The sequence below is a fragment of the Pseudomonas iridis genome (genome assembly GCF_017980685.1).
Taxonomy (GTDB): domain Bacteria; phylum Pseudomonadota; class Gammaproteobacteria; order Pseudomonadales; family Pseudomonadaceae; genus Aquipseudomonas; species Aquipseudomonas iridis.
Genome location: NZ_JACXXO010000006.1, coordinates 214,070 through 227,835 on the forward strand (window position 1 = coordinate 214,070; position 13,766 = coordinate 227,835).

16 protein-coding genes are annotated in these 13,766 nt (G+C 58.1%); 7 read left to right on the forward strand and 9 right to left on the reverse strand.

Annotated features, from left to right (window positions below; genetic code table 11):
- Positions 1 to 87 precede the first annotated feature (87 nt).
- The 4 genes from bufA2 (at position 88) to cfaB (ending at position 3,301) form a co-directional block, all read left to right on the forward strand.
- Positions 88 to 339, forward strand: coding sequence for a BufA2 family periplasmic bufferin-type metallophore (gene bufA2, locus IEQ42_RS13050; RefSeq protein ID WP_210703783.1), 252 nt, complete (start codon positions 88 to 90; stop codon positions 337 to 339).
- 64 nt (positions 340 to 403) lie between these two features.
- Complete coding sequence (gene bufB / locus IEQ42_RS13055) at positions 404 to 1,249, forward strand: MNIO family bufferin maturase (protein WP_210703784.1); 846 nt, start codon at positions 404 to 406, stop codon at positions 1,247 to 1,249.
- Entirely contained in the window at positions 1,240 to 2,028 is a 789-nt protein-coding gene (locus IEQ42_RS13060; RefSeq protein ID WP_210703785.1) for an HvfC/BufC N-terminal domain-containing protein, read from the forward strand. The genes bufB and IEQ42_RS13060 overlap by 10 nt, the downstream gene beginning before the upstream one ends.
- Positions 2,029 to 2,113: 85 nt before the next feature.
- Positions 2,114 to 3,301, forward strand: a complete 1,188-nt coding sequence (gene cfaB, locus IEQ42_RS13065; RefSeq protein WP_210703786.1) for a C17 cyclopropane fatty acid synthase CfaB — start codon at positions 2,114 to 2,116, stop codon at positions 3,299 to 3,301.
- A gap of 40 nt (positions 3,302 to 3,341) precedes the next feature.
- Here the strand turns inward: cfaB and cls are convergent, their stop codons facing one another.
- Complete coding sequence (cls, locus tag IEQ42_RS13070) at positions 3,342 to 4,781, reverse strand: cardiolipin synthase (RefSeq protein WP_210703787.1); 1,440 nt, start codon at positions 4,779 to 4,781, stop codon at positions 3,342 to 3,344.
- Positions 4,782 to 4,912: 131 nt separating this feature from the next.
- On the opposite strand from cls, the gene IEQ42_RS13075 reads away from it, so the two are divergent.
- Positions 4,913 to 5,431 (forward strand): DUF3617 domain-containing protein, encoded by a 519-nt coding sequence (locus IEQ42_RS13075; protein ID WP_210703788.1) that lies wholly within the window; start codon positions 4,913 to 4,915, stop codon positions 5,429 to 5,431.
- An 80-nt stretch (positions 5,432 to 5,511) separates the two neighbouring features.
- Here the strand turns inward: IEQ42_RS13075 and IEQ42_RS13080 are convergent, their stop codons facing one another.
- The 7 genes from IEQ42_RS13080 to IEQ42_RS13110 form a co-directional block, all read right to left on the reverse strand.
- Positions 5,512 to 6,843 carry a dihydroorotase gene (locus IEQ42_RS13080; RefSeq protein WP_210703789.1) on the reverse strand — a complete coding sequence of 444 codons (1,332 nt, stop codon included), beginning with the start codon at positions 6,841 to 6,843 and terminating at the stop codon, positions 5,512 to 5,514.
- 3 nt (positions 6,844 to 6,846) lie between these two features.
- Complete coding sequence (locus IEQ42_RS13085; RefSeq protein ID WP_047304287.1) at positions 6,847 to 7,407, reverse strand: gamma carbonic anhydrase family protein; 561 nt, start codon at positions 7,405 to 7,407, stop codon at positions 6,847 to 6,849.
- Positions 7,404 to 8,279, reverse strand: a complete 876-nt coding sequence (locus IEQ42_RS13090; protein ID WP_210703790.1) for a metal ABC transporter substrate-binding protein — start codon at positions 8,277 to 8,279, stop codon at positions 7,404 to 7,406. The genes IEQ42_RS13085 and IEQ42_RS13090 overlap by 4 nt, the downstream gene beginning before the upstream one ends.
- 11 nt (positions 8,280 to 8,290) lie before the next feature.
- Positions 8,291 to 9,157: a metal ABC transporter permease gene (locus tag IEQ42_RS13095; RefSeq protein ID WP_210703791.1), complete on the reverse strand. Its 867-nt coding sequence runs from the start codon at positions 9,155 to 9,157 to the stop codon at positions 8,291 to 8,293.
- Positions 9,157 to 9,825, reverse strand: a complete 669-nt coding sequence (locus IEQ42_RS13100) for a metal ABC transporter ATP-binding protein (RefSeq protein WP_210703792.1) — start codon at positions 9,823 to 9,825, stop codon at positions 9,157 to 9,159. The genes IEQ42_RS13095 and IEQ42_RS13100 overlap by 1 nt, the downstream gene beginning before the upstream one ends.
- The gene (gene folE2 / locus IEQ42_RS13105) at positions 9,822 to 10,718 is read right to left on the reverse strand and encodes a GTP cyclohydrolase FolE2 (protein WP_210703793.1); all 897 of its coding nucleotides are present in this window, start codon (positions 10,716 to 10,718) and stop codon (positions 9,822 to 9,824) included. Before folE2 ends, IEQ42_RS13100 begins: the two co-directional genes overlap by 4 nt.
- A 196-nt stretch (positions 10,719 to 10,914) precedes the next feature.
- Positions 10,915 to 11,292 (reverse strand): glutamine synthetase, encoded by a 378-nt coding sequence (locus IEQ42_RS13110; protein WP_210703794.1) that lies wholly within the window; start codon positions 11,290 to 11,292, stop codon positions 10,915 to 10,917.
- Positions 11,293 to 11,513: 221 nt separating this feature from the next.
- Here IEQ42_RS13110 and zigA point away from each other — a divergent pair, with 221 nt between their 5' ends.
- Positions 11,514 to 12,719: a zinc metallochaperone GTPase ZigA gene (gene zigA, locus IEQ42_RS13115; RefSeq protein WP_210703795.1), complete on the forward strand. Its 1,206-nt coding sequence runs from the start codon at positions 11,514 to 11,516 to the stop codon at positions 12,717 to 12,719.
- Complete coding sequence (locus IEQ42_RS13120) at positions 12,719 to 13,369, forward strand: DUF1826 domain-containing protein (RefSeq protein WP_210703796.1); 651 nt, start codon at positions 12,719 to 12,721, stop codon at positions 13,367 to 13,369. The genes zigA and IEQ42_RS13120 overlap by 1 nt, the downstream gene beginning before the upstream one ends.
- Positions 13,370 to 13,373: 4 nt before the next feature.
- On the opposite strand, the gene IEQ42_RS13125 is transcribed toward IEQ42_RS13120, so the two are convergent.
- Entirely contained in the window at positions 13,374 to 13,730 is a 357-nt protein-coding gene (locus IEQ42_RS13125; RefSeq protein WP_210703797.1) for an NADH:ubiquinone oxidoreductase, read from the reverse strand.
- Between the last annotated feature and the right edge of the window lie 36 nt (positions 13,731 to 13,766).

Genomic DNA, 13,766 nt, shown 5'->3' on the forward strand with positions numbered 1-13,766 from the left:
CGCCATCAGGGCAGCGATCTCTAGTGCTGTGTCGGGACTGAACAACCTTCCAGCCGACACCCCTGATGCTTACCGAGGATAAGAAAAATGACGATCAAGACCGCTGCTGCTGGTGCCGCTCTCGCTTTGGCCGCCGCTACCATGTTTGCCGGTGTAGCCACCAATGTGGTCGCCGCCGATGCCAACGTGCACTGTTACGGCGTGACCTCCTGCAAAGGCCAGAACGATTGCAAAACCAAAGACCACGCTTGCAAAGGCTTGGGCGCCTGCAAAGGCCAGGGCTTCAAAGCAATGACTCAAGAGGCTTGCGAAAAAGCAGGTGGCAAGGTCGGCGAATAACTGACCGGTAAGTGCCGCCGCAGTGGTTCACGCCACTGCGGCCACTTTTATCAGGAGCCCGCATATGTCCGCCTCACTTCCTTTCCTCGGCTACGGCCTGGGATTGCGCAGCGCTTACTACCAGCAGATCCTTGAACAGTCGCCCGACGTAGACTGGTTCGAAGTGGTCTCGGAAAATTTCATGGTGCAGGGCGGCAAGGCTCTGTATTACCTGGACGCCATCGCCGAGCGCTATCCGCTGGTGATGCATGGCGTCTCCCTGTCCATCGGCGGGCCGCATGCCCTCGACCCGGACTATCTCAAACAACTCAAGCAATTGGCCGATCGGGTCAAACCGGCGTGGATCTCCGACCATCTGTGCTGGAGCCGCGGCAACGCTCATCAGTTGCATGATCTGCTGCCGCTGCCGTACACCGCTGAGAGCCTCGAATACATCGCTGGCCGAGTGGCCCAGGTGCAAGATGTGTTGCAGCGTCCATTGGTGCTGGAAAACGTCTCCAGTTATGTTCGCGCCGCCTCGGATGATTTCACCGAGTGGGAATTTCTCGCCGCACTAAGCCGGGTGAGCGGTTGCGAGTTGCTGCTGGACGTCAACAACGTCTACGTCAGTTCGCGCAATCACGGCTTCGATCCGTGGACCTTTATTCAAAGCCTGCCCAAGGACAAAGTGCGCCAGTTGCACTTGGCAGGGCACAGCGATTACGGCGACTACGTGATCGACACCCACGACCATCCGGTGAGTGATCCGGTCTGGGCGCTGTATCAACGCACACTGGAACACTTCGGCCCGGTGGCGACATTGCTGGAACGTGACGATCACTTTCCGCCGTTTGAAGAGCTGCTCGATGAATTGCAAAAGGCTCGCGAGCTGGGTAGTCGTGTTTTGGCCGGGAGGCAGCAATGCGCCTGAGAGAATGGCAATTGGCGTTCGAGTCGTTTCTGCTGGATGACGCAGCGACGGCCAACCTGGCATTGGGAAAGAGTCTGATCGGCGGCCCGACGCTGGATATCGACACCGGTCTGGCGATTTATCACAACGCCTACAAGGCGCGTTTGCTGGAAGTGTTGCGCACCGATTACCCGACAATCTGGCACTGGATGGGCGACGAAGAATTCGATCAGTTGGCCACCGCGTATATCCGCCAATGCCCGTCGGCGCATTACAGCCTGCGCTGGTTGGGCAAGGGGTTCGCCGATTTTCTCCGAGAGCACCTGGTGCGGGAGCAGGGTGCACCACTGGCCGAATTGGCTGCGCTGGAATGGGCGTTCACGCTGGCCTTTGATGCGCCCGCAGGTTCACCGTTAACCCTCGACGCGATGGCGTCGCTTGCTCCGGATGAATGGCCAGGATTGCAGTTTAAATCCATACCGTCGTTGCAAAGGTTGGAGTGCCAGTTCAACAGTCTCTCGCTGTGGCGGGCGGTGAAGGAAGCGTGCGATTTCCCTGAAAGCATGGCGTTTGCTGCTCCTCAGGGCTGCCTGATCTGGCGTAATGATCTGATCTGTCATTACCGCAGCCTGGAAGCTCCCGAAGCATCGGCCCTGAACGGGCTGCTCGACGAAGGCTGGAGTTTCGCCGAACTGTGTGAGGCGTTGGCAGTCATTTATGGTGAGGGCGCTGCACTTCAAGCCGTCACCTGGCTGAAACAGTGGGTGCAGGATGGCTTGTTGGAGCGTCTGGAGCGGTAGATTCGGTCTATCAAATCGATAGCCTGCTATTTTTCAAGGATGGTCTACCCTCAGATCAGACGTCTGAAACAAGGGGGGATTTTCCATGCTCGCGCAACTTCCACCGGCCTTACAGAATCTGCAGCTACCGCTTCGCCTGCGACTCTGGGATGGCCATGAATTCAATCTGGGCCCGACGCCCAGTGTCACCATCGTGGTCAAGGATCCCAAGATGGTCAGCCAGTTCACCCATCCAAGTCTGGATGCGCTTGGAGCGGCGTTCGTCGAAGGCAAGCTTGAACTGGAGGGTTCAATCAGCGAGGTCATCCGGCTCTGCGACGAATTGAGCAATGCCTTGCTCGGTGCAGATGACGACAGTCATCCCGTGCGTTCGGTGCATGACAAGGAAACCGACGCCAAAGCCATTTCCTACCACTACGACCTGTCCAACGCGTTCTACCAGTTGTGGCTGGACAGCGACATGGCGTATTCCTGCGCGTATTTCGAAACCGGCAGTGAAACGCTGGAACAGGCGCAACAAGCCAAATTCCGTCACCTGTGCCGCAAGCTGCGTTTGCAGCCGGGCGACTATCTGCTGGATGTCGGCTGTGGCTGGGGTGGATTGGCGCGTTACGCGGCGCGGGAATTCGGTGCGAAAGTGTTCGGCATCACCCTGAGCAAGGCGCAGCTGGAACTGGCCCGCGAACGTGTCAAAGACGAAGGTCTGGAAGACCAGATCGAGCTGCAACTGCTGGACTACCGCGATCTGCCCCAGGACGGTCGCTTCGACAAAGTGGTCAGTGTCGGCATGTTCGAGCACGTCGGGCACGCCAACCTGGCCGAGTACTGCAAAACCCTGTTCGGTGCGGTGAAGGAGGGGGGGCTGGTGATGAACCACGGCATCACGGCCAGGCACACCGATGGCCGCCCGGTAGGCCGTGGTGCCGGCGAGTTCATCGAAAAATACGTGTTCCCCAATGGTGAGTTGCCGCATTTGTCGATGATCTCGGCCGAGATCAGTGAAGCCGGGCTGGAGATTGTCGACGTCGAAAGTCTGCGCCTGCACTACGCACGTACCCTCGATCACTGGAGCGAGCGTCTGGAAGACAATCTCGAAACAGCTGCGAAGCTAGTGCCGGAGCAGGCGCTGCGTATCTGGCGGTTGTACCTGGCCGGTTGTGCTTACGCCTTCGCGCGCGGCTGGATCAATCTGCACCAGATCCTCGCGGTAAAAGCGCATGCCGATGGCAGCCATGAACTGCCGTGGACTCGCGACGACATCTACCACCCTTGAGTCCCTGTATCCCTTGCCCTACGCAGAGGGTTGGGGAACGTCAGAGAATCGGTGAAATAAGCCGGGCGATCCGCATGCCGACCTGTTGCAGGCGGTGGATCTCCCGGCTTTCTTCTTTGGCGATCTCGTAAGATTGCTCGAAATCCTCGATCAGCATCTGTTCGACGCTAGCGGCGAAGTCGCTGTCGACCGTCAGTAGCATCACTTCGAAGTTCAAGCGGAACGAACGGTTGTCCAGATTGGCGCTGCCAATGGCGCTGATCTCGCTGTCGATCAACACCACTTTCTGATGCAGGAATCCGGGTTCGTAACGAAATACACGGACCCCGGCGCGCACGGCTTCGAAGGCGTACAGGCTGGACGCCGCGTAGACGATGCGGTGATCGGGGCGCGAAGGCAGCAACAAGCGCACGTCGACACCGCGCAACACGGCCAAACGCAGGGCAGCGAACACGGCTTCATCGGGAATGAAGTAGGGGCTGGTGATCCACACCCGTTCCGTCGCCGCGTGGATAGCTTCGACGAAGAACAGCGAACAGGTTTCGTAGGCATCTGCCGGGCCACTGGCAAGCAACTGGCACAGCACACCGTCGTCCGGGTAAGCGTCCGGCAGGATCAGCGGCGGTAAAGTGCGCGCGGCCCAGAACCAGTCTTCGGCAAAGGATTCCTGCATGCACGCCACCACCGGACCACGCACTCTTACATGCGTATCGCGCCACGGCGCCAGCGGCGGCTTTTCGCCCATGTATTCATCGCCGACGTTGTGCCCGCCGACAAACCCGACCACGCCGTCGACCACGACGATTTTGCGATGGTTGCGGAAGTTGACCTGAAAGCGATTGAGCCAGCCGCTGCGTGTGGCGAACGCTTTGACCTCGACGCCGCCATCGCGCAGTGCCTGAACATAATTATGGGGCAGGGCGTGACTGCCGATGCGGTCGTAGAGCAGATGAATCGTTACGCCTTCGTCGGCCTTCTTCAGTAGCAGATCACGCAGGCGTTGACCGAGCCGATCATCGTGGATGATGAAGAACTGGATCAGCACCGCTTCCTTCGCCTGATCGATAGCGCGGAAAATCGCTTCGAAGGTCGCTTTGCCATTTACCAGCAACTGCACCTGATTATTCGCCAGACACGGCATTCGCCCCAGTTTCGGCATGGCGCGCAAGGATGCGTAGGCGTTCGAGGCGCGGGCGGCCAGGGCTTCTTCTACCCACGGCCGCCAGTTCAATTCGGAGATGGCTTGGCGCATCTGTTCGTTGGCCTGGCGCCGAGCTTTGATGTAGCCGTCGAAAGTGCTGCGGCCGAACACCAGGTACGGAATAAGCGTGAGGTAGGGAATGAAGATCAGCGACAATGCCCAGGCGATCGAGCCTTGAGCCGTGCGCACGGTGAGCACCGCGTGAACGGCGGCGATCAAGCCGAGGGTGTGTATCAGGGCGATCAGATAACCGAAAATATGCGGTCCGAAATAATCCATGGGGCAGCCTTGCTCCGGAAGATTCAATGCTTAACAGACCATGTTCCGCCGCGAATGTCGCTAATTAATTGGTGCATGAACCGAAGCAATTGGCCGACGTCTAACGGCCACTACTGATCAGGAGTTTTTCGATGAACATTCGTCTGCTGGGTTTGGCGCTGGGCCTGGGTTTGGCATTGCCGGTGGTTGCTCAGGCGCAGATGCTGCAGCCGGGGTTGTGGGAAATGACGTCGAGCAACGTCAAAGTCGATGATCAGCCGATGGACGTGCAATCGATCCTCGGCCAACTGCAAGGCCAGATGACCCCGCAACAGCGGGCGGCGCTGGAGAAAAACGGCATCAACATCGGCGGCAAGGGCATCCGCGCGTGCCTGACGCCTGAGCAAGTGGCGACCAATGATATTCCGTTGGCCGACCCGCAATCGGGCTGCAAACAGCAGATCACCGAGCGCAACGGCAACCAGTGGAAATTTCGTTTCAGCTGCCCGAAAGCGCAGGGCACCGGTGTTGCGACTTTCCTCAGTGATCGGGAATTCAACACGGTCGCCAACGGCACGTTCAATGCCATCGGCATCAACCAGAAGGGCAGTCTGGAAACCCGCGCCGTGTGGCTGGGTCAGGACTGCGGCGCCTTGAAACCTCGCGCCTAAAAGCAACGCCGGCAGGCTGGCTCCCACAGTCGAATAATCGAAATGTGGGAGCCAGCCCGCTGGCGATGGCGTCATCAATATCAGCGCATAAACCGCAACGGCAAACCGCGACAGCCTTCATTCACCCGACCATCGCGCCAGGCGATCTGCCCTGACACCAGCGTCGTACTGACCCGATGCCGAAAGCTTCTCCCGGCAAACGGCGTCCACCCGCATTGCGACAGAATTGGTTGCCGAGACACCTCGACAGTCTGCCGCTCAACCAACACCACATCCGCCCAGTACCCTTCACGCAAATAGCCCCGATCCGGAATCGCAAACAGATCCGCCACGCGATGGCTGGTCTTCGCCACCAGAGTGCTGATCGGCAGTACGCCGTCCGCGACCAGTTCGAGTAACGCCGGTAGTGCATGTTGTACCAGCGGTAATCCCGAAGGCGCCTCAGTGTAAGGTCTTTGCTTTTCCGCCCAGCTATGCGGCGCGTGATCGCTGCCAATGACGTCCAGTCGATTGGAGTTCAACGCGTCGCGCAAGGCATCGCGGTCGGCCTGAGTCTTGATCGCCGGATTGCATTTGATCAGGTTGCCGAGCGCCGGATAGTCGCGATCATCAAACAGCAAATGATGCAGGCAGACTTCTGCCGTGATGCGTTTTTGTGCCAGTGGTTTGTCTTCGAACAGATCCAGTTCCCGGGCGGTGGTGAGGTGTAAAACGTGCAGTCGTGTGCCATGACGCTTGGCCAGTTCCACAGCCAACGAAGACGAGCGATAGCAAGTCTCGGCATTACGAATCAGCGCATGAGCCGCGGGCGGTAGACGCTCACCAAACAGGTCGCTCAGGTTGGCCGCATTCGCGTTGATGCTTGGCGTGTGTTCGCAGTGAGCCAGCAAGATCGTCGGCACATCAGCAAACAACCGCTCAAGAATCTTCGGATCATCCACCAACATGTTGCCGGTGGAGGCGCCCATGAATACTTTGACGCCGGCCACTTCGCTTGGATTGAGCGCGGCGACGGTGTCGAGATTGTCCCGGCTGACCCCGAAGTGAAAGCCGTAATTGGCCATGGAGCTGAGCGCCGCCCGGCGTTTTTTATCCGCCAGCGCCTCGAGGCTGAGCGTGGCGGGTTGGGTGTTGGGCATGTCCATGAAACTGGTAATGCCTCCCGCAACCGCCGCGCGAGATTCGGTATGAATGCTGCCCTTGGCCGGCGCACCGGGTTCGCGGAAATGCACCTGGTCATCGATCATCCCAGGCAACAACCACTGTCCGGCCGCGTCGATTTCGACGCTCGCGCTTTCACCTTCGATGCTGCGCGCAATCTTGACGATACGACCGTTGCTGACCAACAGATCGCCATCGAACCCACGTCCTTCGTTGATCATTCTTGCGTTGCGAATCAGCACACTGCTCATGGTCTAAAACTCGTTCTGCAGGGCTTTGTAGCCGCGCACCAAATCGACATTGGTACGCGCCACGTCTTCGGAAAACTCCGAGGCGCTGACACTCACCGGTGGGAATTGCGAGAGGTCAGTGTTGGGGCCGATGCGGGTGGTGGAGGGCACATAGAACGCGTCCGGCAAATCGCGTCCGTCGACCACCGAGTTGTGCCGCACCACGCAGCCGTCGCCAACCACGCAATTGAACAGCACGCTGTTGAAGCCAATGAACACCCGGTCGCCGACCACGCAGGGACCATGCACGATTGAACGATGGGCGATGGAGCTGAACTCGCCGATGGTCACAGCCGCGCCGGATTTGGAATGAATCACCACACCGTCCTGGATGTTCGAATTGGCGCCGATGGTGATCGGTTCCATCTCGCCTGAAGCATCCACTTCGTCGGCGCGAATGACGGCATAGGGGCCCACGAACACGTTTTCACCAATCACCACTTTGCCGCATATGATCGCGGTTTTATCGACGTAGGCCGACTCGGCGATCTGTGGCAGATCGCCTGAAGGATTCTTGCGGATCATGGTTGGCTCAGTGCGTTGTAAAGGGTATTGAGGTTGTATTCGAAGAGCCCGGTAAAAGTGCTGGCCGGGCCGCTGGCGGCGAGGGCGTCCGAGTAGAGCGTGCCGCCAATGTGCGCGCCGCTCTCATCGGCAATCTGCTTGAGCAGTCGCGCATCCTTGATGTTTTCCATGAACACCGCTTTGACTTTCGCCTGGCGGATCTGGGTAATCAGCGCCGCGACTTCGGCGGCCGAGGGGTCACGCTCGGTGGACAACCCTTGTGGGGCCATGAAGTCGATGCTGTACGCCTGACCCAGGTAACCGAAGGCATCGTGGCTGGTGACGATTTTGCGATTGCGCGGTGGCAGTGAACCGAGTTTGGCCTTGGCTTCGGCGAGCAGGGCGTAGATCTGTTTCAGGTAGGTTTGGCTGTTGCGCTCGTAGTCGGCCTTGTTCGTCGGGTCGGCGGCGATCAGCGCTTTGGTGATGTTGGCGACGTACAACTCGGCGTTGGCCAGATTGTGCCAGGCGTGCGGATCGGGAATGGTTTCACCGTCCTCATCCAGCGAGCGCGGGATCACTCCGTGACTGGCGCTGACTACCGTGGCTTTGGTTTCGGTGCTGGTCACCAGGCGATCCAGCCACGGTTCGAAACCCAAACCGTTTTTGATAATCAGTCTGGCTTTGAGCAGTGCTTTGGCATCGTCCGGGGTCGGCTCATAGGTGTGCGCGTCAGCGTCGGGGCCGACCATGTTGGTGATCTGAATATGCTCTCCACCGACCTGATGAACCATGTCGGCGAGGATGCTGAAGCTGGTCACCACCGGCAATTTTTCTGCCGCCGACAATGACATCGACAGCAACAGGCTGAACAGCATAAATAGAACGCGCATCGGGAAACACCTCATTGGGATGTAAGCAACGGAGGGCGGCGCAGCAAACCGTGAACCGGTCCGAACACCACGGAGAGCAAATATCCGGCCCCCGCGACCAGCACGATGGCCGGCCCGCTGGGCAGCGAGAAGTAGAACGACAGCAGCAAGCCGAGCCACACCGACAGGCAGCCTAGAAGGGCGGCGATAGCAATCAGGATCGGCAGACGGCGACTCCAGAATCGCGAGCTGGCTGCGGGCAGCATCATCAGTCCAACGACCATCAGTGCGCCGATCGCCTGAAATCCGATCACCAGATTCAGCACCACCAGGGTCAGGAACACGCCATGGGCGAGAGGGCCGAGTCGGCTGACGGTTCTCAGGAACAGTGGGTCGAGGGTGTCGAGCAGCAACGGTTTATAGATGAGTGCCATGGCGATCAGGCTGAAGGTCGATACCCACAGCATGCCGTTGAGGGTCGGACCGTCGACCGCCAATGCCGACCCGAATAGCAGGTGTAAAAGGTCGAGACGTTTGCCCGCGATGCCAAGAATCAGCACACCGGCTGCCAACGATATTGGATAGATCGCGGCGAGGCTGGCGTCCTCTCGCAAACCCGTTTTGCGAGTGATCCAGGCGGCGAGTCCGGCCATGCTCAAACCTGCGCCGAGCCCCCCGATGGTGAGCGCAGGCAGACTCAGGCCTGCGAACCAGAAGCCCAATGCGGCACCGGGCAGGATGCCGTGGGCAACGGCGTCACCGATCAGACTCATGCGCCGCAAGATCAAGAAAACGCCGAGGGGGGCGGTGCTGCAGGCCAGCACCAAACCACCGAACAGGGCGCGGCGCATGAAGACGAACTCGTTGAACGGTTCCCAGAGGTGCGCGATGGTGAGCATCACGCCACCTGCGTATGCGGTGTTTGCCGGATGAGCTCTTTGCTCGTGCCAAATACGCAGGCACTGTTTTTGATCAGCAGCGTTCTTGGAATGTGTTCGCGAACGGCGCAGAGGTCGTGGCACACCACGATCAGTGTTCGACCTCCGGCGTGCCAGGCGTGGATGTGTTGCCACAGCAACTGTTGACCCAGTTCGTCGAGAGCAGCATGCGGTTCGTCGAGTAGCAAAACGGGTGCATCAGTCAGACTCAGTCGAGCGAGCAGAGCGCGTTGTAATTCGCCGCCGGACAAGGCCATCAAGGGGCGTTGATCGAGTCCGTTCAGGTGCCAGTTTTCCAAGGCAGCGGCGAGGCGCTGTGCACGCAGTTGTGTGGACAATCGACGTCCCCAGAATCCGGCGGCCACCAACTCTTCGAGGCTGATCGGGAACTGGCGATCCAGTTGCTGTTGTTGGGGGAGGAAGGAGACGCCGCTTTGCCGTGGAACGCTCAATGAGACCTTTCCTGCCAAAGGCCTTTGCAGTCCTGCAATGACTTTCAACAGGCTGCTCTTGCCACAACCATTGGCGCCGATGATCGCCGTCAGGCTGCCGCTTTCGAATTCGAGGGTCAGGGGCGAGGTGAGCGGTTGGCCGGGTGCGCCCCAGCTCAAGGCCTGGCAACGGATCATGCCTGCTCCCGGTGCCAATGACTTTCGGCGACGGCATCGTGGGCATGCAGGCTTTCGGCGTGGGTCACTCGCAGTTTGAATGCACTCACTCCGGGAGAGCGGCGTAGCGCTAGATTCAGCCTGCGTGCGGCGTCTTCACAGAACATCAGGTTCTGCCCGTTGGCGAGGGCAAAGGCTTGTTCGTCCGCTCGTTTAACCGCGGTTTGTACGGCGGTGCCGAGGGCGGCTTCGGCATCGTTGATGATTGCGCTCAGCGGTAGTTCGTCGATGAATTCGTCGAGATGAACGTGTAGTTGCGCGATGCTACGTTGGCTGTGTGGTGTTGCGACGATGCCTTGGGGCGTACCCAGCCACGCCAAAACCTCTGCGTGATTCAGATGTTTGTTAGCGAAGTCTTCAATGAATTGTTGCTGGATAAGCTGTCTCGCCAGCGCTGCCGAGCACGGACATGTCGAGGAGTAAGGCACTTCAATTTCTAGTTCCACGTGGAACATTCTGTTTTTCAGGCTGGCCGAAATGGTGACTGGATAGGATTTCCATCCGGACAAAGGACTGATCAGTGCGGGTCGCTTGAGCAGTAAATCTGTATGGATTTTCAAATAGGCGTTGCTGGACAAACCTTCGTGGCTATCGAGGAAATGCTGAAGAATTTGGTGAAGCAATGCTGGGCTAATGTTGCGTTGTTCAAGGGTTTCGAGTGCCAGATACAAGCGCGACATATGAATACCGCGCGCCTCTCCATCATCAAGACTTACACCTGCATCAGCTTTCGCACTCAGGCGTTGGCCGTCCAGCAAAACAGGCAACGCAATGCCGCGCATGCCCACCCATTCGAGTGGCAAGGCTTGGCGAGCGGCCTGCGCGGCGATATCCGGAAGTGTCAGCGAATTCATGAGCGGGACCATCGTGTTGATTAAATTCGATGTTACATTATAACAATTCGAATCACGATGTCTTTTTCATGAACAGGTTTTCATATGTGCATGCCAATCCCGCCTAGGGTTCCACGTGAAACACTCTCAAAAATCGCCCATTCCATGCGAGACACAATCGGGGTTATATCCTCGACATGTCGATGACTTGGGCGGACTAGCAACCGCTCAATCGGCTGCAGGTGAATTTCGCGCTGCTGCCACCTGAACTGGAGAAGCGATTGATGGTGGTCCATCCCACCCGACGGGTGTAGCCGACCCAGGCTTCACCGTCGGAAGCGATGCCAGTGAAGAACGTCATTTGTCCGAACCGACTGTTGGTCTGCGCCCAATACCGCTTGTCGTTCTTTTCAAAACCGCGCAGGTAAATTGTGTTGCCGACCGTGTTGACGCTGTAAGCGTTGCCATCGGCATCCACGCAGGCCAGTAGATTGGCGCTGCGCGTGCAGGAGGCGAGCGCCGGGGTTTTTCCCCAGGCGGTGGCCGTAGTTAACAGCATGACGCTCAAAACCAAGTATTTCAGCGCATTTTCCATCACGTTTTCCGAGCCTGAATTTGAAGGCAGCTTTCGGTTGTTTGTAGATAAGGGTAAGAGCAGGGCTGGTCATTCTATATTGTTATACTATAACATAAATTTGAACTGAGCCTGAGTCGGCCGATTTCAAACGTTTACCTTCTGCGAACTCCGTATGAAGCCCAGAACGTCACGCGCTACGTAAAAGCGCAGATCGGCTGCCACCTAAAGAGGATTACCCAATGTCAGCCGCACTGCCTGTGACCGTTCTTTCAGGATTTCTTGGTGCTGGAAAAAGTACACTTTTGAATTACGTACTACGTAATCGCAAGGGTCTGCGCGTGGCGGTCATCGTCAATGATATGAGCGAGATCAACATTGATGGCAGCGAAGTCCAGCGCGATGTCAGCCTGAACCGCGCTGAAGAGAAACTCGTGGAAATGAGCAACGGCTGTATCTGTTGTACATTACGCGAAGACTTGCTTGAAGAAGTCAGCAAACTCGCGCGAGAAGGGCGGTTCGATTATTTGCTGATCGAATCCACCGGTATCTCGGAGCCATTACCCGTCGCAGAGACTTTCACCTTCCGCGATGAGCAAGGCCAAAGCCTCGCCGACATCGCCCGTCTGGACACCATGGTGACTGTAGTCGACGGCGTGAATTTTCTGCTCGACTACCAGGCCGCCGAAAGTCTTGCCTCTCGTGGCGAAACGCTTGGCGAAGAGGACGAGCGCTCCATCACCGACTTGCTGATCGAGCAGATCGAGTTTGCCGACGTGCTACTGATCAGCAAAATCGATTTGATCAGCCAGCACGAGCGCGAGGAATTGACCGCCATCCTCAAACGGCTCAACGCACAAGCCGAAATCATCCCTATGGTGATGGGCGAAGTACCGTTGGAGAAGATTCTCAACACCGGCCGCTTCGACTTCGAGAAAGCTGCGCAAGCACCCGGCTGGTTAAAGGAGTTGCGCGGTGAGCACGTCGCAGAAACCGAGGAGTACGGGATTGCCTCCACCGCCTACCGGGCGCGTCGACCGTTTCATCCGCAACGCTTTTTCAGCTTCATTGATCGTCCATGGCTCAACGGCAAGCTGCTGCGCTCCAAAGGGTTTTTCTGGCTGGCGAGCAAGCCCAACGATGCCGGCAGTTGGTCGCAGGCCGGTGGCTTGATGCGCCATGGTTTTGCCGGGCGCTGGTGGCGTTTCGTGCCGAAAAGCCAATGGCCGCAGGATCAGGAAAGTACCGTCGCGATCATGGAAAACTGGATACCGAGTGTCGGAGATTGCCGTCAGGAGTTGGTATTTATCGGTCAGAACATCAATTTCGTACAGCTATCTGCCGAGCTCGATGCGTGTCTGCTGACCGACGATGAAATGGCACTGGGTGCGGAAGGCTGGCGATTGCTGCCAGATCCATTCGGCCCTTGGCACGAGGAGGCCGCCTGATGCTTGCGATGACGCTGCTGCGAGACCGTACGCGCTCACAGCATCAGGGCCCGACCCCCAAGGCGCTGAGCCGAATTCTTAACGATGAAATAAACCTCGCCGTATGGCAGCGACATATGCCGCTGCACATCGCCGAATTCGCAAGGTTATTACTCTCGCTAAACGAGCCGTTGGCAGAGTCGTTATGTCTGGAATTGGCCGACGAAGACGCCGAGCCTGATCTCAGCGGACTGGCCTCGGGCTTGCGCGATCTGGAAGGCTACGAAGGCTTCATCGCCGATCTGAAATGGCTGGTCAGTGCCTTCGCTTGCCTGCTCGGTGCGCGGCGTATCGGTTTGCGCCTGCGGGTGCTGGATAAAGCCATGTGCCCGCGGTTCCACGTCGATCATGTGCCGGTGCGCTTGATCACAACTTATGCTGGCGTCGGCAGTGAGTGGCTGAAGGAGGGCGCCATGGATCGGCGCCAACTGGGCCAGGCCAACGCCGAGCCGACGGACACAACGCAGATCCAGCAACTCAAGAGCGGCGAGGTGGCGTTATTAAAAGGTGAAAAATGGCACGGCAATGAAGGTTTCGGCTTGATCCACCGCTCGCCGCAACCGGCACCGGGCGAGCGCCGCTTGATCCTGACCCTCGACTGGCTTGGCTAACGCCTCATGGCTTGAGCCATGTGCCCTGGCTCTGGCCCTCGCAGTAAGGCTTTAGATAAGCGGCGTCAGTGGCGACGCCGTAATAGTGGATGTCCTGGCGATAGGGCATATTGGCAACTTGTGCGTTGTTGCACACGCCGAAAGCGCCGCTGGGGCATTGATCGACGTACTGCACGTCGACTTTCTGCCCGGCCAGCGCGGGTTGGCAAAAACCGTCGTTGAACAGTTTTGCCGGGATGTTGCGGTTCTGCTGGCAGACTTTAACGTCCAGCCGCTCGCTCTGACTGTGCACCACGCAGGCCTGAGCCAACACCTTGCTGGACACCAGCAGCAACAGCAACGACCATCCCATCCAACGCATTTTCAATCTCCTCAGAAACTTTCCTTAGAAAATCCC

Excerpts from the sequence above, each read along its gene's own strand:
- IEQ42_RS13075 (WP_210703788.1), top strand. The coding sequence starts at position 4,913 with ATGAACATTCGTCTGCTGGGTTTGGCGCTGGGCCTGGGTTTGGCATTG.
- zigA (WP_210703795.1), top strand. The coding sequence starts at position 11,514 with ATGTCAGCCGCACTGCCTGTGACCGTTCTTTCAGGATTTCTTGGTGCT.
- IEQ42_RS13090 (WP_210703790.1), bottom strand. The coding sequence starts at position 8,279 with ATGCGCGTTCTATTTATGCTGTTCAGCCTGTTGCTGTCGATGTCATTG.
- IEQ42_RS13060 (WP_210703785.1), top strand. The coding sequence starts at position 1,240 with ATGCGCCTGAGAGAATGGCAATTGGCGTTCGAGTCGTTTCTGCTGGAT.
- cfaB (WP_210703786.1), top strand. The coding sequence starts at position 2,114 with ATGCTCGCGCAACTTCCACCGGCCTTACAGAATCTGCAGCTACCGCTT.
- IEQ42_RS13125 (WP_210703797.1), bottom strand. The coding sequence starts at position 13,730 with ATGCGTTGGATGGGATGGTCGTTGCTGTTGCTGCTGGTGTCCAGCAAG.
- cls (WP_210703787.1), bottom strand. The coding sequence starts at position 4,781 with ATGGATTATTTCGGACCGCATATTTTCGGTTATCTGATCGCCCTGATA.
- bufA2 (WP_210703783.1), top strand. The coding sequence starts at position 88 with ATGACGATCAAGACCGCTGCTGCTGGTGCCGCTCTCGCTTTGGCCGCC.
- bufB (WP_210703784.1), top strand. The coding sequence starts at position 404 with ATGTCCGCCTCACTTCCTTTCCTCGGCTACGGCCTGGGATTGCGCAGC.
- folE2 (WP_210703793.1), bottom strand. The coding sequence starts at position 10,718 with ATGAATTCGCTGACACTTCCGGATATCGCCGCGCAGGCCGCTCGCCAA.
- IEQ42_RS13110 (WP_210703794.1), bottom strand. The coding sequence starts at position 11,292 with ATGGAAAATGCGCTGAAATACTTGGTTTTGAGCGTCATGCTGTTAACT.
- IEQ42_RS13120 (WP_210703796.1), top strand. The coding sequence starts at position 12,719 with ATGCTTGCGATGACGCTGCTGCGAGACCGTACGCGCTCACAGCATCAG.
- IEQ42_RS13100 (WP_210703792.1), bottom strand. The coding sequence starts at position 9,825 with ATGATCCGTTGCCAGGCCTTGAGCTGGGGCGCACCCGGCCAACCGCTC.
- IEQ42_RS13095 (WP_210703791.1), bottom strand. The coding sequence starts at position 9,157 with ATGCTCACCATCGCGCACCTCTGGGAACCGTTCAACGAGTTCGTCTTC.
- IEQ42_RS13085 (WP_047304287.1), bottom strand. The coding sequence starts at position 7,407 with ATGATCCGCAAGAATCCTTCAGGCGATCTGCCACAGATCGCCGAGTCG.
- IEQ42_RS13080 (WP_210703789.1), bottom strand. The coding sequence starts at position 6,843 with ATGAGCAGTGTGCTGATTCGCAACGCAAGAATGATCAACGAAGGACGT.